This window comes from Pseudomonas abieticivorans (assembly GCF_023509015.1).
Taxonomy (GTDB): Bacteria; Pseudomonadota; Gammaproteobacteria; order Pseudomonadales; family Pseudomonadaceae; genus Aquipseudomonas; species Aquipseudomonas abieticivorans.
Genome location: NZ_CP094975.1, coordinates 1,017,494 through 1,040,410 on the forward strand (window position 1 = coordinate 1,017,494; position 22,917 = coordinate 1,040,410).

Here is a 22,917-nt window from a genome sequence, read left to right on the forward strand (position 1 = left end):
CCACTTCGGCGGCGAGCATCGGCCTTCAAGGAGTAGTCCCCATGCCCTGGTACGCTTGGTTGATCCTGATAGTGGCCATCGGTTCGGTGGTCGGCGGCCTGATGATGCTGCGTGACAGCGCCAACAAAGTCGAGCTGACGCCTGAGCAGTTGAAAAAGGTGCACGAGCGCAATGCCGAGGCGGATGCCAAGGATGCGCGGGATCGGTGAGGGCTAGGGCCCAGGAGTCCTGCGGTAGAGATATGCCAAGCAGGCCCTGCGCGCAAAGCATTGCACGCGGGGCACGGCGTTCTGATCAGTCAGCGTTTGGTTGAATCAGGCGTTGCTCGACCACCTGGTTCACATCACAGCCTTCCTGCAACAGCATGTACGCCTGGCTGACGATGGCCTTGAGGTCATGATCCTGAACATCGCCCAGGCGCATGTGCGCCAAGCTATCAAGGAACCGCGTGGCCAAGCGAAAGCGCATGTCGGCGCAAGCGTGCAGGTCCTTGAGGGGCGCTTTGGTGTCGATCAGCAGCACGGGGGTTGCGGTGTAGTTGGTGTTCAGCGGGAGGTAGCGGGGGGATGGGGTTTTGTAGTCCATTGAGTGAATCTCCTATGTGTAATGAACCACCTGCCCCGCTGTCAAACAAGGATGGGTGGCAGCTGTTCGCGGGTTGACAGACCGAGACATAGGAGAACCCGGCGCACCCGAAGATGCCCCGCGACAGCCGCCATTACACATAGGCAGGCGCGAGACGCCCGTCTATGCGAATGGACAGATTCTACTATGTATTCAGCCTGTCAAAGCCGGTCGCCTTGCCGGCGACCGCGAAACTATACCCACCTCACCTCGCCCCTCGCGCCCCATCAATTGTCTCAACGTGTTAAAATGACACTTAACATTCTATGCGCCCGCGCCGGGAGGCTGTTGCCATGCGTTACTCCGCCGATCATAAAGCCCAGACCTACCAAACGCATCGTGAAAGAAGCCAGTGCGCGCTTTCGCCGTGACGGTATTGGCGCGACCGGCCTGCAACCCTTGATGAAAGCCCTGGGCCTGACCCATGGCGGGTTCTACGCGCATTTCAAATCCAAGGACGACCTGGTGGAAACCGCCCTGCGCCATGCCACCGAAGAGCTCAAGCAGGTGTGCGACACAGCCTTCGCCAAGGAAAAGCCCCTGTGCAGCTTTATCGACACCTACCTCAGCACCGCCCACCGCGACAGCCCGGAACGCGGCTGCCCGCTGCCCACCATGGCCAACGAACTGGGCCAGCGCGGCCAACCCAGCCCAACCACTGACGATGGGGTAAAGGACCGCCTGCAACGCATCGCCGCCACGCTCGACAGTCCCGATGCGAACGAGCAGAGCATGGTGATGTTATCCACATTGGTGGGCGCGCTGATGTTGTCGCGCAGCGTCGAAGACACGGCCTTGTCCGAGCAAATCCTGGACACGGCACGCAAAGCCCTGAAGGCCCAAGCCGAGCGTTAACGCTTCGGCCGTCTGTAGGAGCGGATTTATCCGCGAACAGTACGCCGCTGCATGCCTGGTAGTGCGCGGTGGGTTTTTCGCGGATGAATCCGCTGCTACAGGATGTCGTTTTTCGCGGATAAATCCCATACAGGGTTGTGTGACAGGCTGAATATCGCCACGCGCTTTTATCCAACGAAAACCTGCGCCTGCCTGTGGATAAGCTGGGGGAAGACCGCGCAAACCCACGCCGGCTGTGGCCCGCGATGTTTTGAGCAAAAAACGAGCAGTTTCAACAGCTTGTGCACAAATGGCGTGGACCAGCCTGTGGATAAGCTTGGGAGAGAGTGCTGCAGGCCACGTGGGCCGTGGCCTGCAGGCTTATGATCAATAAATGATCAGATCCCTGTCCAGCGTTTGAACAATGCGCTGGCATTCACCCCGCCAAAACCGAAACCATTGGACAAGGCATACTCCATCGCCATAGGCCGTGGCGCACCGTGGACGATATCCACACCCGCCGCGTCCTCGTCAGGGGTTTCCAAGTTCAGCGTGGCCGGCGCCACCTGATCGCGCAGGGCCAACACCGTGAAGATCGCTTCCAACCCACCTGCGGCGCCCAGCAGGTGCCCGGTGGCCGACTTGGTCGAAGTGACCGCCAATTGCGCCCCCGTACCAAACAACGCTTTGATCGCCGCCAATTCGCCCTTGTCGCCCACCGGGGTGGAAGTCGCGTGTGCGTTAAGGTGTTGAACTTGCGCAGGGGCAATACCTGCCTGCTTCAGGGCCAACGCCATTGCCCGCCGCGCGCCGCTGCCATCTTCGGGGCCCGCGGTCAGGTGATAGGCATCGGCACTGGTGCCATACCCCACCAGTTCAGCGATGGGCGTGGCACCCCGGGCCAAGGCATGCTCCAGGGACTCGATCACCAGAATGCCCGCGCCCTCCCCCATCACAAAGCCGTCACGCGCCTTGTCGAACGGCCGCGACGCCCGCGACGGCGTGTCATTGAAACCACCGGACAACGCCCGCGCTGCAGCAAAACCACCCAGGCTCACTCGGTCGATTGCCGCTTCCGCACCACCGCACACGGCAATATCCACCTCACCCGCGCGAATCATCCGCGCCGCATCGCCAATGGCCTGCACACCTGCCGCACACGCAGTTACCGGCGCACCCAGCGGGCCCTTGAAACCATGCTGAATCGAGATATGCCCAGCAGCCAGGTTCACCAGAAACGCCGGGATGGTAAACGGCGACAGGCGTTTGGGCCCCTTGGTGTCGGTGGTACGCACGGCCTCGGCAATAGTGCCGAAGCCGCCGATACCGGAGCCGATGATGGTTGCCGTGCGCTCGCGCAGGGCTTCATCCTGCGGCGCCCAGCCCGCCTGCAGCAATGCCTGGCGCGCCGCCTCCAGGGCGAACAAGATGAAGCGGTCCATCTTCTTTTGCTCTTTAGGCGCGGCCGCTGTATTGGGGTCAAAGCCTGCCTCGGCGTCCTCCTCAAGGGTGGGCACTACACCGCCGACTCGGGCAGGCAAGTCGGCGACGACCTCAGGCGCCAGCTCGCGCAGCCCCGATTGGCCGGCCAGCAGGCGCTGCCACACCACGTCTACGCCAGTACCGAGGGGCGAAACCACGCCCAGGCCAGTTACCACGATTCTGCGATCAGTCATAAAACCTCTTCCATCCAAACGATGAGCGTTTATAGGTAGCGCTTGGCCGCCGTACTCAGCGACAAATTAGGCCCCATCACATGCCGCGCCGCGACGAACGCCTCCCACTGTCCCACCTCCGGCAGCGACGGGATGCTAATCACTTCACCCTGGTCAAACCCCGCCAGCGCCGCATCCACCATATCCCCGGCCTCCATCACCATCTCGGCAGGAATATTCTGCAAGCCAACCCCAGAGCGCTCCCAGATCTCGGTACGCGTCACACCCGGCAACACCGCCTGCACGCGCACACCCTTGCTACCCACCTCGGCATTCAACGACTGGGTCAGGCTTAACACATAGGCCTTGCTCGCGCTGTACACCGCGTTAAACCGCTCGGGAATCAATGCCACCACCGAGGCGATGTTGATGATGGCGCCGCGGCCCTGGGCCGAAAAGTTCTGCGCCGCCGCCGATGCCAGGCGTGTCAGGGTGATGATGTTCAGCTGGGCCAGGGTTTCATAACCCTCCATATCGGTATCCGCCAAGTTACCGTTGATGGCCACGCCTGCATTGTTCACCAACGCGGTGATCGCGGTGTCGCTGCGCAGGCGCTGCTCCAGGGCTTGCACTTGTGATTTTTGCGTGAGGTCGGCCTTGAGTACTTCAACCTGCACCTTATGCTCTGCGCGCAGCTTTTCAGCCAGCGCCTCCAAGCGTTGCAGGTCGCGGGCGACCAGTAGCAGGTCATGGCCGCGAGCGGCCAGGCGATCCGCGTAAATGGCGCCGATGCCGGTTGAGGCGCCAGTGATCAGTGCGGTGCCTTTGGGGGTGGAAGTGCTCATGGCGGGTGCTCCGGATGGGGTTTTAGTTGAATGATGGGCGACATCTAATTGTCGATATATTACGACCATCATTTAAATTGTCAAACGGTTGTGGCTATTGAGCAGATAGACGAATGAATGACTGGCCTTGTGCCATCGACAAACTGGATCCAGTGCTTGATAATGATATGTGTCAAGCCAGACATTGATGCGTACACGGATGAAGTGCCTGGCATTTTTTGGGAAATGATGACGGACCACTCGTGATTAAACGTATCAAAAAGCTGTTTTATCGAGGTTTCAAGCGCGATCGCTTCCGCGTCGTACACCGTCAGGATGGCGCGTTTCTGGTCAACTACGTTAACCATATCGATCGAAAAATCATCATTGATGGGAGCTACGAGCGCGAGCAACTTGACCGTTTTTCGAGCTTGGCCGAAGCCTTCGGTGCCGAACAGTTTTTCGACATCGGCGCCAATATCGGCCTGTACACCATCAAAATGGCCAAACTACAGGCCATCAAGCAGGTGCATGCGTTCGAACCCATGCTGGCCAACAAAAACCAGCTGCATGCCAACGTCCTGCTGAACCAGCTTAACGGTAAGGTAGACGTGCATGGTTATGCGCTGAGCAACGAAAACGGTACCACCGCGTTTCTACAAAACGTGGGCAACAGCACCGGACGCTCACGCATCAAGGCTACCAATGCCAACCGACTGGACGACCAAAAATTCATTGAAGTGAAGGTCGAAACACGTCAACTGGACGCATTGTTTCCACTAAGCGACAAAAAATTAGCCATCAAGATCGATGTTGAAGGTCATGAAATGATGGTGCTGCAGGGGATGACCCAATTACTGGCCAACAACAAATGCCTAATTCAAATTGAGTCGTACCCGCAGACCACAGAGAATATGGACGCGCTGTTCAGAAACTGTGGTTATACCGCCATCAGCAACATTGGCAATGATTACTATTACGCCAACATCAATATCGACACCGCTTCAAGCTAGAACCTGCGATTTCCGTGTGCCCGCTCATCTAATGTCGGCTGAACGCAGAGGAAAGCATCTAGGGTCTTTTAGAGAAAAGGCCGGTACAGGACCGGCCTCGAGACACGCGATGGCTGCAATCAGTTGATCGTCAACCGCTCACGATTCTTGTCCAGCAACGACTTACCGATCCCCTTCACTTCCAGCAATTCATCCACCGTGGCAAACGCCCCATTGGCCTCGCGGTGCGCCACGATTGCCTGCGCCTTACCCAAGCCGATGCCCGACAATTCGCGCTGGAGGGTTTCGGCATCAGCGGAGTTAAGGTTGACCTTGGCTGAACTGCTCGCTTGCAGGGTTGAAGGCGCTGCGCCAGCGCTGGGGGCAGGGGCAGCGGTGACGGCGAGGGAAAAGCTGCTCAAGAGAGCAAACAGGATGGATGCAACAGACAGCTTACGCATAGGAGACGCTCCATGACATCAGTGGGTTCGAAGGCGGCATTCCAAGGCCGCCTTCTTAACTTAGCTGATGCCCGGCCTCTGTCCATGAGAGAAACAGGTGGGAAGTGTTTCCAACTATGGCTCTAAACGTTGCTGCAGATAGATCCAGTCGACGATCTCACCGTCCGGGGTGTAGCCGCTCACGGTGTCACGCAGCAGTAGGCGTACGCGGGCATAGTCGTCGCTATTCACGGCAGAGAGCAGTTCGGCGAGTTTTTCTTTCAATGCGTCCCAGTGCAAATGATCTTCGCGAGCGCTCATGATCATCGGGTGACGTGTCATGGCCACGTTGTCGCCAATCAGCAATTCTTCATAGAGCTTTTCGCCCGGCCGCAAGCCCGTGAACTCGATGGAAATATCACCTTGCGGGTTCTTATCGGAACGGATGCTCAGCCCTGAAAGGTGAATCATCTTCTCGGCCAGTTCGGCGATTTTTACTGGTTCGCCCATGTCGAGCACGAACACATCCCCACCCTGCCCCATGGAACCTGCCTGAATGACTAACTGCGCCGCTTCGGGGATGGTCATGAAGTAACGAGTGATCTTGGGGTGTGTAACGGTGAGCGGGCCGCCAGACTTGATCTGCTTGTGAAACAGAGGAATCACCGAGCCCGATGAGCCCAGCACGTTGCCAAAACGCACCATGGTGAAGCGTGTCTTGTTGACGCGCGCCACATTGGCCGGGTCGCCGAACAGCACCGGCGCCAACTCGCGACTCAGCGCTTGCAGGATCAACTCAGCCAGACGCTTGGTACTCCCCATCACATTTGTGGGTCGCACAGCCTTATCGGTAGAAATCAGCACAAAATTGGCAACGCCCGCCTGTAACGCCGCCTGCGCCGTATTCAAGGTGCCGACAACATTGTTCAACACCCCTTCGGCAATGTTGTGCTCGACCATCGGCACATGCTTGTAGGCTGCGGCGTGGTAGACGGTGCTAATGCTCCAGGTGCGCATTACGTCCAGAAGCTTTTCCGCATGCCGCACACTGCCCAATATCGGCAGTAGGCGGACCTGAAGCGACTCGCGGGCAATGCGTTGCTCCAACTCGCAAAGAATGCTGTAGAGATTGAACTCGCTGTGCTCGAACAGCACCAGGGTGGTCGGTTTCAACAACAGGATTTGCCGACACAATTCAGAACCAATCGAACCGCCAGCTCCCGTTACCATGACAGCCTTACCGGTGATGCAATGCTCTAGTAGGTCATCTTGCGCCGGTACCGCGTCACGGCCTAACAGGTCGGCGATATCAACCTCTTGAATGTCATCAACCTTTACCCGGCCGTTGGCCAGGTCGGTGAAGTTGGGCACGCTTCGGACGTGCAAGGGGAAACCTTCCAGGAAACCAAGGATCTCCCGACGACGCCCGCGAGTCGTCGAGGGCAGAGCTAAGAGGATCTCCTGCGCCCCCGTCATATCGATCATCTGCTGGATATGCTTGGGCTTGAACACTTGCAGGCCGGAAATCACCCGCTCGGCGATGCTGCTGTCGTCATCGATAAAGGCGACCGGGCGCATAGCACGACCCATGCGCAGGGCCGCGACCAACTGATTGCCCGCCACACCTGCACCGTAGATCGCTACCTTGGTCAAGCCATCATCGCGGTTGCTGAAGGGCGTGCTGTGGGCGCCGCTCAGCCAGTTGCCCATGAAGTATTGGCGCATCAACAAGCGCAGGCCGCCTACAATGACCAAGCTCAGCCACCAGTAGTTGAACACGATGGAGCGAGGAACCACCGCTTCGTGGTTGCTGTACCAGTACACGAGTACGGCAAGGATTAGGGCGGAAAGGCTGACGGCCTTGACGATGGCGACCAGCGCATCGTTGCCGAAGTAGCGCATTACCGCGCGATACATGCCAAAGCGAATGAACAGTGGAATGGCAACCACTGGGGCACACATGAACAGCCAGAAGTGGACCCGGAAAGGGTTGTACATGTCCTCAATGCCCAGGCGGACCATGAAGGCAAGCCATAGTGCTCCCCAGACCAGGAAAATGTCTGTGACAACCTGAATCAGCCGCTTTTTGCGCCTTGGCAATCCCAACAAAAGAGCACGTAACTTATCCATAAACCTCAACCGAATGGTCCTGTCCCTATCCACTATCGGCGATATTGTACGGAATGCACGCCAGATGAACTTAAATTTATAACGTACTACGCGCCGCTTTCCCGCGTTTCCAGCTCGCCGGCATGATATCTCAAGGCCACAAACAGCAAAGGGACATAGGCCGCCACAGTAACCAATGCACCATCCATACCAAAATGGATCACACAGAACGCTAATGGGAAAAGCCAGAAAACATTGATCGACAAGACTGCCAGGGTGACTGGAAGGTGCCGTCCGTACTGGCGGGTAGCATACTGATAGGCATGGCTACGGTGCGCCTCATAAACCTTATCACCACGGGTAAGACGGCGGAGCAACGTGAACGTTGCATCCACGACGAACACGCCCAGCAATATGACCCATACCCAGAACCATCTGGAATCAATATGGGCAGCTTGCAATGAGAAAGCGCCCAGTATGATGCCCAGGAAACCACTGCCCGCATCTCCCATGAAAATCCGCGCCGGTGGAAAATTCCATAGCAGAAAGCCCCCTACCGCCGCAGCTAGTAGCATTGGCAACCCCATCAATCCCATCTGGCCGTCCCAAGCGTATAGCAAACTCGCCCCCACGCAGGCACAGACAGCCTCGATACTGGCAATACCATCGATGCCATCCATGAAATTGTAAAGGTTGAGCATCCATACCAGATACACCACCGCAAGGAGGCTGCCTGACCAACCCAAGGGCACGCTCAAACCAAACAAGTCAAGCACTGGCAACCCTTGCAACCAATAAACCGCCCAAGCGGCTGCACAGAAGTGCCCAGCCAGGCGCCAGCGCGCTGCAATGTGGCCGTGGTCATCCATAAAGCCGGTTACCGCTACCCCTGCACCCGCACCGATCAAGGCGTAAAACACGGGGGCAGCAACCAGCCCCTGAGCGAATAGCGCTCCGAGCACCAGGAGAAACACCACCACAATTGCCACGCCCCCCCCTCGGGGGGTAGGAACCGAGTGTGAGCTGCGAGCATTGGGGATATCCATCAAACTGCGCGTCAAGGCGTATTGACGGAGTAACGCAGTCAGAGTGAATGAGGCAACGCTTGCTGCCGGGAGTAACCACCAAAAACTCATGTTTGGTCAGATTCCAGAAAGTGTCGAGCGGTAGACAGCAAACCCTGATTGAGAGTCACAGGAGGAGACCAGCCCAACAAGCGCCGATTTTTCTCAATGTCCACTTGTAAAGTGCCAAGCAAGCGCTGGGCAACCGCCTCCTTGCCAGCCCAACCAGCTACCTGCTGCAACAACCCACTGGGCACTTTCAGCAGACGCGCCGGGTGACCAAGGGATGCCCCCATACGACGCAGTAAGCCTGTGGTAGACACATCTTCGCCATCACCCGCCAGAAATACCTGATTGGCCGCGGCAGGGTGCTCAAGGCAGGTCAAGATCAGATCTACCAGGTTGTCGACAGCGACTAGGCTACGACGGTTATCTATCGCGCCCAGCGGAAGTGGCACGCCCCGGCAAAGCCACCACATCATGCTGCGCATGTTGGCCTTGACGCCCGGCCCATAGATCAGCACCGGACGTATTATCACAACCTCCATGCCAGTCGCGACAGCCAGTGCGAGCAGTCCCTGCTCAGCTTCATGTTTCGAAATGCCATAAGGATCGAGTGGGGCAGGCGTATCGTCGGCGGTGTAAGGCTTGCCCAATGGCGTACTTTCGCCATTGACCTTGATCGAACTTATGAAGATGAATCGCTTCACACCTGCATTCGCAGCCTGCCGAGCAAGGTTGAGCGTGCCGTCAACATTGACTTTCCTGAACGCCGCGAGGGGGTCGCCTTCGCTCTCGGACATTACATGCACCCGAGCTGCCGCATGTATCACCAGATTGACCGGGCGCGCCCAAGCATCAGACCAATCGGTATTTCCATCAATCGGTCCTAGGGACAACACACCAGATGCACAATCCCCCTCATCTTTCCCACTTCTGTACGCTGCGACGACCGAGTTGCCTTCCAAAGTAGAAAGTCGACGTAGAAGCACAGAACCTAAAAAGCCGGACGCACCGGTTAGCAAAATGGACCTGGAAGACATTAAAAAATCCGTGATAACTAAACAGTGGCTACACAGTAACTCGAAGTTATCGTAGCGTCTGTGAATTATGCGGAAGAGGGGCGGCGCGCCCCTTTCCGATTGTTGGAGCTTCCCGCTACTCGGGTAAAACGTCTATCTGCTGCAGCGCGAGCCCCAGAGTCCGCCCATCAAGCGCCCCCACCAGCGCATGGGGGGACGTTGCATTTAATACCTCGAACTCAATCGTCTGGACGGCTAACGTAGTTGAAATAGGGATCCGAACCTCGTGGCCTTCGCTTGCTGTCAAACTGAGCGATTGTTGCCAGAGCTTGCCATCCTCGGAGCTCTTTATTTCGATATTCAAGGGCCGAGTCGGGCTTGCACCAAATACATTAAACTTCAAAACGGCAACACACGACGCAACAGCGCAGTGCCCCTCCGTCGGCAAGGTCAACTTCGCACGGGCACGGGACCATACAAGCTGCGGCTCCACTGGATACCAACCGTCGGTCAACACCAATGGGGCGCGGGCACTCTTGCCAAAAATCAGGGGGTAGCTGACACCCTCCAGCCCCAAGGCAATAATTTTCGCTTTACCCTCGGGGCTGCGGTACTGCTCGCGCAACCGAACTGTCGCGAACAGATCAGTTTCATTGACCTCCAGATACGGGTTTCTGCTCAAGGCACTGATTACATCTGCCAGTTCACGCCTGTGCTGGGATGGGCAAGTAAACCCGGGGATATTGCTATACCTGGCCACCTGGTTTGGCGTCAAACTGGCAGACGTCTCGTCCATGCAGGGCCAAAGATGAGGTGCCCACAGCATGTTGAAATAAGGCAGGACAACGGTGTCAGCCTCGTTCGACGACAGCATGTTTATGATGCCGGGTATGCTGCTGACGCCCAGGTTGCCCCCAAGGGCTAGCATCACCGAAGGCCATCTTTCCTGAGCGGCCGCCAGGTTTTTATCACCACCTATGTTCAAAGTATAAAACTTCGCCTTAGCAGCTAGATAACCCGCAATGAAATCATTCCCCCAGGGTACAAACGCGACTCGCTCTCCCGGCTTCACGTGCTGAGCAACCTCGGGAATCAAAGCGTCATCAATTTGCTCGAAGAGTACTCTGCGATCTTTGCCGCTGTGCCATTTCTGAACGACATTGGGCAGGTTGAAAATCACGATGACCAGCATGAGCAACATGCAAAAAGCGCGGTGAGACTGCTCCTTTCTAGCCACAGCCATCATTACCAATAACCAAAGACCAAAGACGCCCAAAACAGCCCAGCGATAAGAAGCCCTCATGACATTGAAACCAGGGAGCTTATCAGAAAGCCACGCGTTACCCGTGGGCATCACGGCGTAGGATGCGGCCATTATTGGAGTGTTCTGGGTTGATTCCGCTTGCTGCCAAGCGACAGGCTTGGTCGAGTTGATCTTTACCGAAGGGCCCAACGCCATGTAATAGGCAAGCAACGTGATCAGAAGTATGCCCCACGCTAACTTGCAATCGCGTCGCACAAGCCAGCAGGACAACAGCCCTGCAATCAGTAACGGGAGTGCAAATGTAGTGCTCCAGACCGAGTAATCGCCGAAATAAACGGCATCGCTACGGCTGACGCTAAACCCTAGTAGATCCGGAAGCCAAAGAATACCGGTCGTGGGCACAACCAAGAAAGAAAGATCCAGCCCCCACCCTCTGAAAAAATCCAATGACTGAGGCGCAAAATTCGAACGCCCGATGTAGAGGGTGAATAACAGGTAGGCCAAGGCCATGCTACACACATGAACCGGCAAGGCGACTTTCAACAACAGCAAACGGACGTCGGGCCGCAGAATAAAAGAAAAAACGAGGAGCGCGCTCGCACCCATGGCGAACATGATGAAGGTGTAGCCGTCCATAAAGATCGAAATAACGGCAGCTGCACAATAAAAAACAGTGCTGGACACTGACAGCGAATGTGCCCGTGGATCAAGCAGGAAAAGCCTGACTGCCCCAAGAAAATAAAAAGACATCAAGGCCATACCCATGGACAACATGCTGTAGCCCGCATGGGCCCAAAGCATGGGCATGCTGAGCCATACTGCGCCACCCACCAGAGCCGATAGCTTGGTAGCCCCTAATGCCCGACTGATCTTGTAGGCCGAAGCAAAGGCGACCAGCAACCAGAATGCGACAACCATTGTGTAAGCGTCGGCAGCTTGCAGCCCGAGCCGTATCAGCAGACTGGCGGGTAGTGCCCCGGAAAGCCCGAACGCAATGGACGCAGGTTTTGGCAGCCCGAAATTATGCGCATGAAGGTCAAGAACCGGACCATTAGCGAGTGACTGCGAAAAACCGCTCAACCAGACAGCCTGCCCCAGTGTCGGCACGGTATAAAATGGAATAGCCCCATGCACCACAAGCAGGAAAGCAATAATTGCAATCGCCAACAGCACCTCGAAAGCGGACCATCTTTTTGCATTATTCATTATCGGATCCTCGATATTTTTCGCGTATGCCTAGCGACGCCAAAAAGAAAAGCACATCACCCGCTACTGTCACCAAGCGCCCCAATAGAGTCGCCAGCAACAGGTCCGCTTCGGGGATGTTGCCCTTAAAAAGAAAAAGAAGAATCAGTTCGCGAACCCCTAACCCTGCTGGCGCACCGGGAGTGACAAATCCCCCTAGCCAGGCAACAACGTAAGCGCCACCGATCTGCACCATCCATTGCCCACCTGCAATAGGTTGACTTGAAATTGCGGCCAATAAGGCAACAAACAAAGCGCCCGAGAGCATCAGAAAAAGCGTTTGCATCAGAAACGCATTGGCAACATCACGGTTTCGCAAACGCCGCAGAACCGTTGCGACGCCGCAGACTAGAATCATCCAGAGTGTTGCCCCTGCAAGAAAGGGCAATTGTGGTGCCACCAAGGGAAGGGCCAGCGTGGCGAAAATAGCGCCAGAAACCGCTATGAGTAAAAGCTCAGCCAAAGTCGATCTAGCTAGCACAGCCCCGCTCACACCTGCGGCCAACCCCAGTGCCTGTCGACCGGCAAGGTGGAAAATGTTCCCTGGCAGGTATTTCGCCAGTTGGGAAATGCCGTAGATTCGCACCGCCTGCCAACGACCGAGCCCAGCGCCCGAACTATGAATCAATTGAAACCAGGCGCTACCGAGCAAGATATTCGCAAAAGCGTAGCATGCGATGAGAACGACTATCAGCACCCAAGTGCCAGCAGAGATACTTGCCGGATTTAGCTCACCCCAATAGGTGTGCAACCTGAATGCGACAAAAGCGATGCCGACCAACGCCAACCCACTGCCCACCCAATGCAGCAATCGCTTCAACGAGCCACCTGGCTTCATGGTTTCAAACGACAAAGCAGCATTGTCCATGGTAACGGCGACTTGACGACCTGGACATCAAAGTACTTTGAAACCAATCGGACAAAAGCAGCCTTCGACCAGTGCTGAATATGGCCGGGGGTATTACCGCCGCTGAATACGTATTTCCCACGCGCAAGGTTAAGGGCGCACCAGAGCGGTTCGCGTGGCACGCTAATGATCAGATTTTTCGTCACGACACGCTGCAGTGCTGCAAGCGCGAGTTCCGGGTCTTCGAGATGCTCCAGCACTTCGCAACATACGATCAATTCTGCGCAATCTCGCGGGGCTTGCAAATCATAGACACTGCGTACTTCGAACAAAGTATCCGAAAGCCCTCGCTGAGCCGAATTCTCCCGCGCCATCTCAATCACTTGGCTGGAAAAATCACAGCCTCTTGCCGACAACCCCTTGTCTGTCCATTGCAGCACCCAATAGCCCTCGCCACACCCCACCTCATGGATAGAGGAAGGAGATGCCTGAGAGACCAACTCGGAGAGCGCCGACTCGAAGCCATTCATGATCCACTTTACGATGGGGTTCCGAGCGCCGTACTTGTCGTAAGTATTCCCAACGACGATACCGTCTTCCTGCTCACCGCCTGAAATTTTAATGTTCACATGTAGTGTCCTCGTCCGACTCGCGGTCCTCAGCGGCCGCCCGTTTACGGTCATTCTGAGAGGCTGTCTTGAATCGGATATCCTCAAGCAACTTTCTATTGGCCGACAGCAGGTCAGCCATCAGTGCAACTAGCAAAGTCTGGAATCCGATACCTAATAATACAGACGCCAATATCAAGGATTGAACATGCCCATCACCTTGGCCATTCAAATAACCCCACAAGAAACGAAGTCCTATCAGGAAACCAGAACCGAACAACACACCTCCTATCGTCCCAAAAAAACTGACCGGGCGATAAATGATAAAGATACGGACAATGGTCACAATACTGCGACGTATATAGGAGGGAATACTCTTTACCAACCGCGATGGTCTCAGGTCCTCATTGACGCGAATAGGCACCGACATGATAGCCATGTTTTTCTGACCGGCCTGAATGATTGTTTCCAATGTATAGGTATAGTCATTAAAAACCATCAGGCGCTGCGCCGCCGCTCGGCTCATGGCCCTGAAGCCACTAGGCGCATCGGGAATATCCGTTTTACTGGCCGCACGCACCACCCAACTTCCAAGTTTTTGCAATGCCTTTTTGGCAGGTGAGAAATGCTCAATGGTCGATATGGGGCGGGCTCCGACCACAATCTCGGCACGGTGCTCTAGAATCGGAGCGGTCAAAAGCGGAATGTCATCAGCATGGTACTGGTTGTCTGCATCGGTATTGACAATGACATCGGCGCCTAACCGCAAGCACTCGTCAAGCCCCGTCATGAACGCGCGTGCTAAACCTTTGTTGCCCGTGTGACGAACAACTTTCGCCCCATGGGTCAGGGCAACGGCTACGGTTTCGTCGCGGCTGCCATCATCGATTATCAACCACTCAACCGATGTGAAGCCCGGCACTGCCTTCGGTAGTGCACTCAGCGTAATGGAAAGCGTTTCTGCTTCATTGTAACAAGGTACTTGTATTATCAGCTTCATAAATTACAAACCAATGTCCTGTAAACGTACTCGCTACCGGAAAGCATACCAGCCTTTCAAACGAGTACAGCATACAAATAAAAAATGTCGACATGCGACAATCGAAGCTGAAAACCAGCCTCCACACACCTTGCATCAAATTCGATTCATTTCTGACAAAAACGGCATTACAACGATCATTGAAAGGAATCGAACCTTCAAAATAGAACCGCCATACACGCAGCGCGTAATGGCCGATAGTACGCCCAACAATCACCGCCCCCTATCGCTTAGACAACAATCGATATAACGTGGAATAGCTTTCAGCCATCATAGTCGCGGAGAATACTTCTTCGTAACGCTGTACAGCCCTGCGCCCCATACTCGATGACAACTCGGGGTTTTCCCATAGAGTCACCATCGCCAGTGCCAACGCCCCGGCATCCCGTGGCGGCACGACCAACCCCGTCTCATCGGCAATATTGATGAAAGTAGTCCCCGATCCCATCTCACAGGAAATCATAGGTTTCCCATACATCGCGCCTTCCAGCAGCGAAATACCGAACGACTCCGAACGCAGATGTGACGGGAATACGAACGCATAGCACAACTGCAACAAAGCAGCCTTGTCGTCGTCTGGCAAGCCACCCAGAAAATGGACATTAGTGAGGCCCAATTGAGCGGCCTGCGCCTTCAACTCGGCCTCTAGATGGCCGCCACCGAGAATGACTACCGGCAGTTGAGTGGTCTTGGCTGCCGCCAACAGGTAGTCCAGGCCCTTGTAATAACGCAGCGCGCCGACGAACAGAAAGAACCGCTCGCCCAATAGAGCACGCCAGTGCTCAAGCTTGGCTGGCGATGGCGTGGGGTAGGTCGCTCGGTCCAACCCGTAAGGGATGATCCGCACCTTGTCTTCGAAGCGTGTCAGCACCGGGCTACTCTGCGCATAGTTGGGCGAGGAGGCCACGATGCAATCGACACTTGAAAGAAAGCGATTCATCAACGGCTGGTACAGCTTGAGCAAGAACTTTTGTTTGACGATGTCGGAGTGATAACTCACCACGGTCGGCTTGCGTAGCCGGCTGGCAAAGTGCACCAGGTCCATGTAAGGCCAAGGGAAATGGTAATGAATGATATCGGCCTGTTGGGCAAGCTCGGCAAAATCCTTGAATGCCGACAACGACAAGCCCGTCGAGGCGACATGCAGGTCAAGTTTAGAGCGATGAGTGACATGGTGACCCACCCGCTCGTTACGTGCGGCGCCCCGATCACTGAGGTACAGCACTTCAGACTCGAAACCATGGCTGGCACAGCCTTCGGCAATCTGGAAGATGACCTGCTCGATACCGCCCATGGTTTCCGGATAATAGGTTTTGAAAAAGTGCAGGACTTTACTCATCAGCCTTGCACCCTCTTGTATACCTGCAGGGTTTGCTGTGCGCAGCGCTCCCAGGAAAACCCAGCTGCGTGCAACAGCCCTTGCTCGATCGCCCGGGTACGCCAAACCTCGTCTTCAAGGCCTTGTTGCAAATGGACCGTGAGCGTATCGACATCCATGGGTTCGCACATCAACGCCGCGTTACCAGCGACTTCCGGCAGCGACGAGCTATTGGAGCACACCACCGGCACACCGGAACTCATGGCCTCAAGCACAGGCAAACCGAAACCCTCGTAAAGTGAAGGAAAGGCAAACAAGCGAGCACCAGCAAACAACAGCGGCAACTCTTCACTAGGCACAAAGCCCAAGTAACGTGCCCAGCCTTCACGACGCGCGGTTTCGAGCCGGGCGTGGATGGCGTCGTTACGCCAGCCATGGTAGCCGGTCAGGATCAATGGCCAACGGGTCCGCACCTCCATCGGCAGGCGGCTGTAGGCATCAAGCAAGGTATCGATGTTCTTGCGTGGCTCGATAGTGCCTACAAACAGGCTATAGCCACCCGGTTCCAACCCGTGACGCGCAAGCGTTGAGCGCAGCTCATCAGGGTTGCGCGGATGAAAGTCCGGCGAACTGGCCAACGGCACGGTATGAATGCGATCGATAGGCCAACCAAAGTACTCGGCCAGCTCACGGCGTGTGTATTCGGAATCGGTGATCAAGGCATCCGCCCGAACCAACGTGGTTTTCAGTTCCTTTTGCAGGTAGCGCGCGAGCTGAGGCGCATGGCAATGAGCCCAGGTGAAAGGCGACAAATCATGAAACGTCGCCACACTACGCCCTGCAAAAGGCGGCAGATAATAGTTGGGGCTGTGGTAGATAAAATCCCCGTGCCCCTTCAACGCGCGTTTGCGCAGCATTGGCATCAGCAGTCGATAGGCCTCGACTGCCAGAAAATTCTTTTGAACCACACGCTTCAACCCATAACCGCTTCCTGACGCTTCGGAAGCCGTGGGAAGCGCAGGCAAAAACCTCCGGCCGGCAAAAAACTGCAGATTGGTAATTTCCGGATTCTGTTGCAGGCGTAGCGCCAGCTCATAGGTATAGCGACCGATGCCAGTCAGCGGAAAGCGGACTGGCTCGACAGAAAGGACTAACTTCATTATTCAGCCAGCATCCAGCTCAGGGTCTCTTCCAATGACGGCGTTTGCCAACCAGTGACCAAGGAACGCAACTTTGCATTGTCGCCGCACAAGGTTTTCACCTCGTTGGCACGTACAAAAGCGGGGTTCACTTCAACCTGGATCTGATGGCCTGTGATGGCCGTGCACATCGCAATTACTTCGCGCAGCGAGTGGGTCTTGCCTGAGCTAACATTTACGATTTCCCCAACCGGCTTGGCCTCGATCAAGCCACGATAGGCCTTGACCAAAGCGCGCACGTCGCTGAAATCACGCCACACATCCAGGTTACCGAGTTCAATCTTTTCTGCTTTGCGGCGAAAGTGAGAAACGATCTTGGGCAAAAGGAAGTTGTCTGCCTGCCCAACGCCGGTGTAGTTGAAGGGACGCGTGATAACGAGTGGCAACTTGTCACGCCACAAATTGGCCATGTATTCCATGGCCAGCTTGCTCACGGCATAGTCGTTCGCCGGCGCCGCTGGCGTCGATTCGCTGAGCAGCCCTTCGGAGACATTGCCGTAAACATTGGCACTGCTCGCGAGGAGCACGCAATCGAGTTGCTTGCCGCAGACTGCAACAGCTTCCAGCAGGTTACGCGTGCCAATCAAGTTGACCTGGTAGAACGCGTCCGCAGCGCCATGCCCGACAAATGCCAAGGCTGCGAGGTGCACCACCACGTCAGGTTGAACCGTTGCCAGCAAAGCGCGAAGCCCGGGACCATCAGCCAGGTCGACCTGGTGATAGTCTGCGTCATCGGAAGGTTGACTGCCCACCCCGATGACTTCGTAACCGTTGGCTTGCAACTCGGCGGCCATATAGCGGCCGGTGAAGCCATGAATACCCGTGATCAGTGCGCGTTTACCAGCAATAGTCATCAGAACGAAAATCCTTTTTCATTACGGCGCAGGTCAGCTTCGACCATCATGCGGCACAGTTCTTCCAGGTTGGTCTTCGGCTCCCAGCCCAGCACCTTCTTGGCCTTGGCAGGGTCGCCGATCAACAACTCGACTTCCGTAGGGCGGTAGAATTTAGGGTTGATGCTGACCAGCACTTTGCCGGTAGCAACGTCTGTACCCTGCTCTGCTTCCGCTTCGCCTGCCCAGGAAATTTGGATGCCGACCGCCTTGAATGCCATCGAGACAAAGTCACGAACAGTTTCAGTACGGTTGGTAGCCAACACGAAGGTGTCCGGCTCATCGGCCTGCAGCATGCGCCACATACCTTCCACGTATTCCTTGGCGAACCCCCAATCGCGCTTGGCGTCCAGGTTGCCCAGTTCCATGCTTTCCAGCAGTCCCAGTTTGATTTTTGCAACGGAGTCGGTGATTTTACGGGTCACGAACTCACGACCGCGCAGCGGCGATTCATGGTTGAACAGTATGCCGCTGGTCGCAAAAATACCGTAGCTTTCACGGTAGTTGATGGTCATCCAGTGCGCGTAGAGCTTGGCTACGCCGTAGGGGCTGCGCGGGTAGAAAGGCGTGCTTTCAACCTGGGGAATAGCCTGGACCTTACCGAACATTTCCGAAGTCGATGCTTGATAGAAGCGAGCTTTGGGATTAACGATACGGATCGCTTCCAGCAGATTGACCGCGCCCAGACCAGTAATCTCGGCGGTGGTCAGCGGTTGCTCGAAAGAGACACCCACGAAACTCTGGGCCGCGAGGTTGTAGACCTCAGTGGCTTCGGTGGTTTGCAACAAGCGGATGCTGGCCGACAGGTCGGTCAGGTCGTACTCGACCAGATGTAGGTTAGGGTTGGACTGGATGCCCAGTTCTTCGATACGCCAGAAATTGACAGAACTGGTACGGCGGTAGGTGCCGTAAACGGTGTACCCCTTCTCCAGCAGCAACTCCGCCAGGTAGGCGCCGTCTTGTCCAGTGATGCCAGTTACGATTGCTTTCATGCGGATCCTCTAAACTCCATCCATGCCAATTTAAAAAAATTTGACCACCCCCGCATTAGCGCCAGAGCAAAGCAGCGTAAGTCAAAGCCCTGATCATACAGGCAACCTCGCGCGCAGACGACAAACTCCGACAATAATTCACCTACTTATCGCAGGTCGGACGACAGAGGGCGAACCTCGCAAAAGACGATACACTCGTCCCAATGCAGACCCACTAATGCAAATAAATAGCGTTTAGGCCCCGCGTCCTTTCAGCGCCCCCCCACGTAGGAAAGCAAAATGCCAGCAATGCCGCCTCTGGCTGGGAAATTTTTGCTCAAATATGATAGTTTTGCGGCCAAATGAAAGCCTCGTGTCGATCTGGGCAAGTTCCTAGTTCAACCACGCTTATAGGCCTTTGAGTATCCACGCGCTGATATGACTGTATTCAGCTTTCAGGGAAGCATTTGTTTTGAATACCCCTCCGCTCGTCGTAGATCTCGACGGATCTTTACTCTCATCGGATATGCTGCTGGAGACCGGCATGGCGTTTGTTCGGTCCCACCCCCTGAGCTGCCTCAAACCGTTTTTATGGGTGATGCAAGGCAAATGCACTCTTAAAGAGAAATTGGCCCAGTCGACCGAGATCGATGTTTCCCTACTGCCTTATAACACCGCCGTTCTGGACTTACTAAAATTGGAAAAGCTGGCTGGCCGCCATATTATATTGGCGACCGCCACACACCACAGCATTGCACAAAGAATTGCCGACCATCTGGAGCTATTCGACGAGGTGCTGGCCAGCGACGCCAAGACCAATCTCAGCGGTCATCGCAAACGCGACCTCCTGGTGACACTGTACGGGAAGGAAGGTTACGACTATCTGGGTAATTCCAGTGATGACCTGATTGTCTGGGAATCTGCCCGCCACGCCTACATTGTCGACCCTGATCGCGGGGTTGAAAGGCGTGCTAGCAAGCTGCAGAAAACAGCCTTGGTGATCAATACGCCCCGTGCGCCGGTCAGAGATTGGCTCAAAGCATTACGCCTGCACCAATGGATGAAAAATCTGCTAATTTTCGTCCCCTTGTTGGCAGCGCATAAAATCGGCGATATCTCTCTACTTGTCAAAGCGGGCATCGCCTTCGTGTTATTTGGCATTTGTGCCTCCAGCGTATATTTGCTCAACGACCTGCTGGACCTTGCCGACGATCGGCACCACAAGACCAAAAGAAACCGTCCTTTCGCGGCGGGCCGGTTGGGTCTCCTGGCAGGTATATTGGTCTTTCCAGTTCTTTTGATCATTGCATTCGGTGGGGCATTCCTGCTGCTCTCACCGGCGTTTGTAGGTGCACTACTCGCCTATTATGCGCTAACCCTCGCCTACTCATTTTCCCTGAAGCGAAAGATGGCTGTAGACGTCATTGCGCTAGCACTTCTCTACACCATGCGAATCATTGCGGGTGCCACAGCCCTGGCCCTGACGCTTACCTTTTGGATGCTCGCATTCTCAATGTTCATGTTTTTAAGCCTTGCACTCGTCAAGCGCTACGCCGAACTGCGCGATGCACGCAAGAAAGGGCACAAAGAAAAAACACGCGGCCGTGGTTATTATCCTGATGATCTGGAAATGATTTCGTCGTTGGGCGCTGCGGCGGGCTACCTGTCGGTGATGGTGCTGGCACTTTATATTCACGATAATGTCACAGTCGAACTGTATCAGCACCCCCAGATCATCTGGATGGCGTGCCCGCTTTTGCTGTTCTGGATTACACGGATCTGGGTGCTCACCCATCGCGGAGAAATGCACGAAGACCCCGTTGTCTTTGCAATAAAGGACAGAACTAGCCTTATTGTCGGCGCGCTGTTCTGTCTTGTTTTTTGGATTGCAGCCTGATGGATAAACTCAAGTCATGGGGGCGAGTACCCAATGCACCACAGGTGGGCCATTGTCCTCACTGGCGCACCGACATCAACGCCGCCAGCAATGAGATCGTTGCTCGACATGAAACGACGCTGGCTTATGGAAATGGCCGAAGCTACGGTGATAGCTGCCTGGCAGCGAGCGGAAATGTACTGTACATGCGCGGGCTGGATAGAGTTATCAGTTTTGATTCCCTTAGCGGTAGGCTTAAGGTTGAAGCCGGCATCACCTTGAATGAAATCCTGCAAATCATCGTCCCTCAGGGCTGGTTCCTCACTGTAACACCAGGCACCCAGTTCGTGACGATAGGTGGCGCAATAGCGAACGATGTCCACGGCAAGAACCACCACGTAAAAGGTACGTTCGGCCGCCATACCCTGCGCTTTGGCCTAATGCGCAGTGCCGACGAACTCATAATTTGCTCACCTGTAGAAAATGAATTGCTTTACAACGCGACGATCGGCGGACTGGGGCTAACGGGCATCATCACTTGGGCTGAAATCCAGCTCACACCTATCCAGTCTGCACAGATCAACACCAAGACGGTTCGATTCAATTGCCTGAACGAGTTCTTTTTGCTATCTAATGAACTCGACAGGCAACACGAATACAGCGTTGCATGGATCGACTGTTTGGCCAAGGGCGACCAGATCGGTCGTGGCGTTTTTTTTGTCGGTGACCACGCCGAATATGGCGATAGAACTTTGGACATCGCCAAAAAGACCAATGTGCCGGTGACGCCACCGTTTTCACTGATCAACAATCTTTCTTTGCGCGCATTCAACACACTTTATTGGCACAAACACCCAAAGGCTCTTGCCCGTGGGCGTACCCGCTACGAACCCTTTTTCTACCCCTTGGATTCGTTGACCAACTGGAACCGAATCTACGGCCGCAAAGGCTTCCAGCAATATCAGTGCGTTATCCCGGAAGCAGTAGCTCCTGCGGCTATGCACGAAATTCTAAAGTGCATCTCTCAGTCGGGCGAGGGCTCCTTTCTCGCCGTCTTGAAACGTTGCGGTGATATCGTCTCGCCCGGCCTGCTGTCTTTTCCAATGCCCGGCATTTCCTTGGCACTCGACTTTGCCCAAAAAGGAGCCGTAGTTAACCAGCTCTTTCCAAAACTGGACCACATTGTTCGAGAGGCCGGCGGCCGGCTCTATCCCGCCAAGGATGCTCATATGACGGCTTCAGACTTCCAGGCATTCTTCCCAAACTGGGAGCAGTTGGAAGCCTTGCGCGCGCCCCATTTAAATTCCCTATTCTGGAAACGAGTAACTCAATGAAACGTATCGTGATCATCGGCGCCACTTCTGCCATTGCAGCGGCCTGCGCCCGCCTCTGGGCAACTCAGGGCTCGGAGTTTTATCTCGTGGGGCGTAATGAGGAGAAGTTGCATCAGACGGGTTCCGATCTCCTGGGCCGCGGCGCAAAGAATGTCCACTATCATGTTCTGGACGTCACCGATTACAGCCGTCACGCAGCGCTGCTACAATCAGCCGCAGACACACTGAAGCAAATTGATGTGTTGCTAGTCGCCCACGGAACGCTCCCCGACCAGAATGCTTGCGAACAGAATGTAGAGACTGCATTAGCCGAGTTTTCCGCCAACGGCACATCGGTCATTTCGTTGCTGACCCACTTCAGCAATCATTTCGAACACCAGCGCTGCGGCACAATCGCCGTTATTTCCTCGGTCGCCGGTGATCGCGGGCGTCAGTCCAACTACCTGTACGGGACGGCCAAGTCAGCTGTTTCAACGTTCTGCCAGGGCCTGCGGGTACGCATGTTCAAAGTGGGTGTACACGTTGTCGATATCAAACCTGGCTTTGTTGACACCCCGATGACTAAAGGCCTGCCTTTGCCTGGCCCACTCGTCGCCAAGCCGGAGACCGTCGCAGCCCTGATACTTCGTGGTATTGAGCGCCGTAAAGCCGTGGTATACGCCCCCTCCTTCTGGCGCTTGATCATGCTGATCATTAAAAGCGTGCCGGATTTCGTGTTCAAACGCCTGAGCCTTTAACGAATTCCTTTTTCCGTCTTTC

20 protein-coding genes and 1 pseudogene are annotated in these 22,917 nt (G+C 55.4%); 6 read left to right on the forward strand and 15 right to left on the reverse strand.

The window, feature by feature from the left end; genetic code table 11:
• Positions 1 to 41: 41 nt before the first annotated feature.
• Positions 42 to 209, forward strand: coding sequence for a DUF2897 family protein (locus tag L9B60_RS04455; protein ID WP_249676711.1), 168 nt, complete (start codon positions 42 to 44; stop codon positions 207 to 209).
• Between the two features lie 85 nt (positions 210 to 294).
• Here the strand turns inward: L9B60_RS04455 and L9B60_RS04460 are convergent, their stop codons facing one another.
• Positions 295 to 585: a hypothetical protein gene (locus L9B60_RS04460; RefSeq protein ID WP_249676714.1), complete on the reverse strand. Its 291-nt coding sequence runs from the start codon at positions 583 to 585 to the stop codon at positions 295 to 297.
• 332 nt (positions 586 to 917) lie between these two features.
• Between L9B60_RS04460 and L9B60_RS04465 the strand changes: the two are divergent.
• Positions 918 to 1,479, forward strand: a pseudogene (locus L9B60_RS04465) (TetR/AcrR family transcriptional regulator).
• 377 nt (positions 1,480 to 1,856) lie between these two features.
• Here L9B60_RS04465 and fabF read toward each other — a convergent pair.
• The gene (gene fabF, locus L9B60_RS04470) at positions 1,857 to 3,134 is read right to left on the reverse strand and encodes a beta-ketoacyl-ACP synthase II (protein ID WP_249676716.1); all 1,278 of its coding nucleotides are present in this window, start codon (positions 3,132 to 3,134) and stop codon (positions 1,857 to 1,859) included.
• Positions 3,135 to 3,163: 29 nt separating this feature from the next.
• A complete protein-coding gene (locus L9B60_RS04475; RefSeq protein WP_249676718.1) occupies positions 3,164 to 3,958 on the reverse strand; it encodes an SDR family NAD(P)-dependent oxidoreductase in 795 nt (264 codons plus the stop codon).
• Between the two features lie 242 nt (positions 3,959 to 4,200).
• Between L9B60_RS04475 and L9B60_RS04480 the strand changes: the two genes are divergently transcribed.
• Complete coding sequence (locus tag L9B60_RS04480; RefSeq protein ID WP_249676720.1) at positions 4,201 to 4,950, forward strand: FkbM family methyltransferase; 750 nt, start codon at positions 4,201 to 4,203, stop codon at positions 4,948 to 4,950.
• A gap of 119 nt (positions 4,951 to 5,069) precedes the next feature.
• On the opposite strand, the gene L9B60_RS04485 is transcribed toward L9B60_RS04480, so the two are convergent.
• The 12 genes from L9B60_RS04485 to gmd form a co-directional block, all read right to left on the reverse strand.
• On the reverse strand, positions 5,070 to 5,390 hold the full coding sequence (locus L9B60_RS04485) for a ComEA family DNA-binding protein (RefSeq protein WP_249676722.1): 321 nt from the start codon (positions 5,388 to 5,390) through the stop codon (positions 5,070 to 5,072).
• Positions 5,391 to 5,504: 114 nt separating this feature from the next.
• Positions 5,505 to 7,499, reverse strand: coding sequence for a polysaccharide biosynthesis protein (locus L9B60_RS04490; RefSeq protein WP_249676724.1), 1,995 nt, complete (start codon positions 7,497 to 7,499; stop codon positions 5,505 to 5,507).
• Between the two features lie 86 nt (positions 7,500 to 7,585).
• Positions 7,586 to 8,614 (reverse strand): MraY family glycosyltransferase, encoded by a 1,029-nt coding sequence (locus L9B60_RS04495; RefSeq protein WP_249676725.1) that lies wholly within the window; start codon positions 8,612 to 8,614, stop codon positions 7,586 to 7,588.
• Positions 8,611 to 9,585 (reverse strand): UDP-glucose 4-epimerase family protein, encoded by a 975-nt coding sequence (locus L9B60_RS04500; RefSeq protein ID WP_249676727.1) that lies wholly within the window; start codon positions 9,583 to 9,585, stop codon positions 8,611 to 8,613. Before L9B60_RS04500 ends, L9B60_RS04495 begins: the two co-directional genes overlap by 4 nt.
• 115 nt (positions 9,586 to 9,700) lie before the next feature.
• Positions 9,701 to 12,034, reverse strand: a complete 2,334-nt coding sequence (locus tag L9B60_RS04505) for a hypothetical protein (RefSeq protein ID WP_249676729.1) — start codon at positions 12,032 to 12,034, stop codon at positions 9,701 to 9,703.
• A complete protein-coding gene (locus L9B60_RS04510) occupies positions 12,027 to 12,941 on the reverse strand; it encodes a hypothetical protein (RefSeq protein WP_249676732.1) in 915 nt (304 codons plus the stop codon). The genes L9B60_RS04505 and L9B60_RS04510 overlap by 8 nt, the downstream gene beginning before the upstream one ends.
• Complete coding sequence (locus L9B60_RS04515) at positions 12,908 to 13,549, reverse strand: class I SAM-dependent methyltransferase (RefSeq protein WP_249676735.1); 642 nt, start codon at positions 13,547 to 13,549, stop codon at positions 12,908 to 12,910. Before L9B60_RS04515 ends, L9B60_RS04510 begins: the two co-directional genes overlap by 34 nt.
• Entirely contained in the window at positions 13,539 to 14,528 is a 990-nt protein-coding gene (locus L9B60_RS04520; protein WP_249676738.1) for a glycosyltransferase family 2 protein, read from the reverse strand. Before L9B60_RS04520 ends, L9B60_RS04515 begins: the two co-directional genes overlap by 11 nt.
• Before the next feature lie 262 nt (positions 14,529 to 14,790).
• Positions 14,791 to 15,906 (reverse strand): glycosyltransferase family 4 protein, encoded by a 1,116-nt coding sequence (locus L9B60_RS04525; protein WP_249676741.1) that lies wholly within the window; start codon positions 15,904 to 15,906, stop codon positions 14,791 to 14,793.
• Positions 15,906 to 17,045, reverse strand: coding sequence for a glycosyltransferase family 4 protein (locus L9B60_RS04530; protein ID WP_249676743.1), 1,140 nt, complete (start codon positions 17,043 to 17,045; stop codon positions 15,906 to 15,908). The genes L9B60_RS04525 and L9B60_RS04530 overlap by 1 nt, the downstream gene beginning before the upstream one ends.
• Positions 17,045 to 17,938, reverse strand: coding sequence for a GDP-mannose 4,6-dehydratase (locus tag L9B60_RS04535; protein ID WP_249676746.1), 894 nt, complete (start codon positions 17,936 to 17,938; stop codon positions 17,045 to 17,047). Before L9B60_RS04535 ends, L9B60_RS04530 begins: the two co-directional genes overlap by 1 nt.
• Positions 17,938 to 18,969, reverse strand: coding sequence for a GDP-mannose 4,6-dehydratase (gene gmd / locus L9B60_RS04540; protein ID WP_249676750.1), 1,032 nt, complete (start codon positions 18,967 to 18,969; stop codon positions 17,938 to 17,940). The genes L9B60_RS04535 and gmd overlap by 1 nt, the downstream gene beginning before the upstream one ends.
• Positions 18,970 to 19,474: 505 nt before the next feature.
• Between gmd and L9B60_RS04545 the strand changes: the two genes are divergently transcribed.
• The 3 genes from L9B60_RS04545 to L9B60_RS04555 are packed head-to-tail and all read left to right on the forward strand — an operon-like array spanning position 19,475 to position 22,895.
• The gene (locus tag L9B60_RS04545; protein WP_249679654.1) at positions 19,475 to 20,845 is read left to right on the forward strand and encodes a UbiA family prenyltransferase; all 1,371 of its coding nucleotides are present in this window, start codon (positions 19,475 to 19,477) and stop codon (positions 20,843 to 20,845) included.
• Complete coding sequence (locus L9B60_RS04550; RefSeq protein ID WP_249676751.1) at positions 20,845 to 22,158, forward strand: FAD-binding oxidoreductase; 1,314 nt, start codon at positions 20,845 to 20,847, stop codon at positions 22,156 to 22,158. Before L9B60_RS04545 ends, L9B60_RS04550 begins: the two co-directional genes overlap by 1 nt.
• Complete coding sequence (locus L9B60_RS04555; protein ID WP_249676753.1) at positions 22,155 to 22,895, forward strand: SDR family oxidoreductase; 741 nt, start codon at positions 22,155 to 22,157, stop codon at positions 22,893 to 22,895. Before L9B60_RS04550 ends, L9B60_RS04555 begins: the two co-directional genes overlap by 4 nt.
• Positions 22,896 to 22,917: the final 22 nt, after the last annotated feature.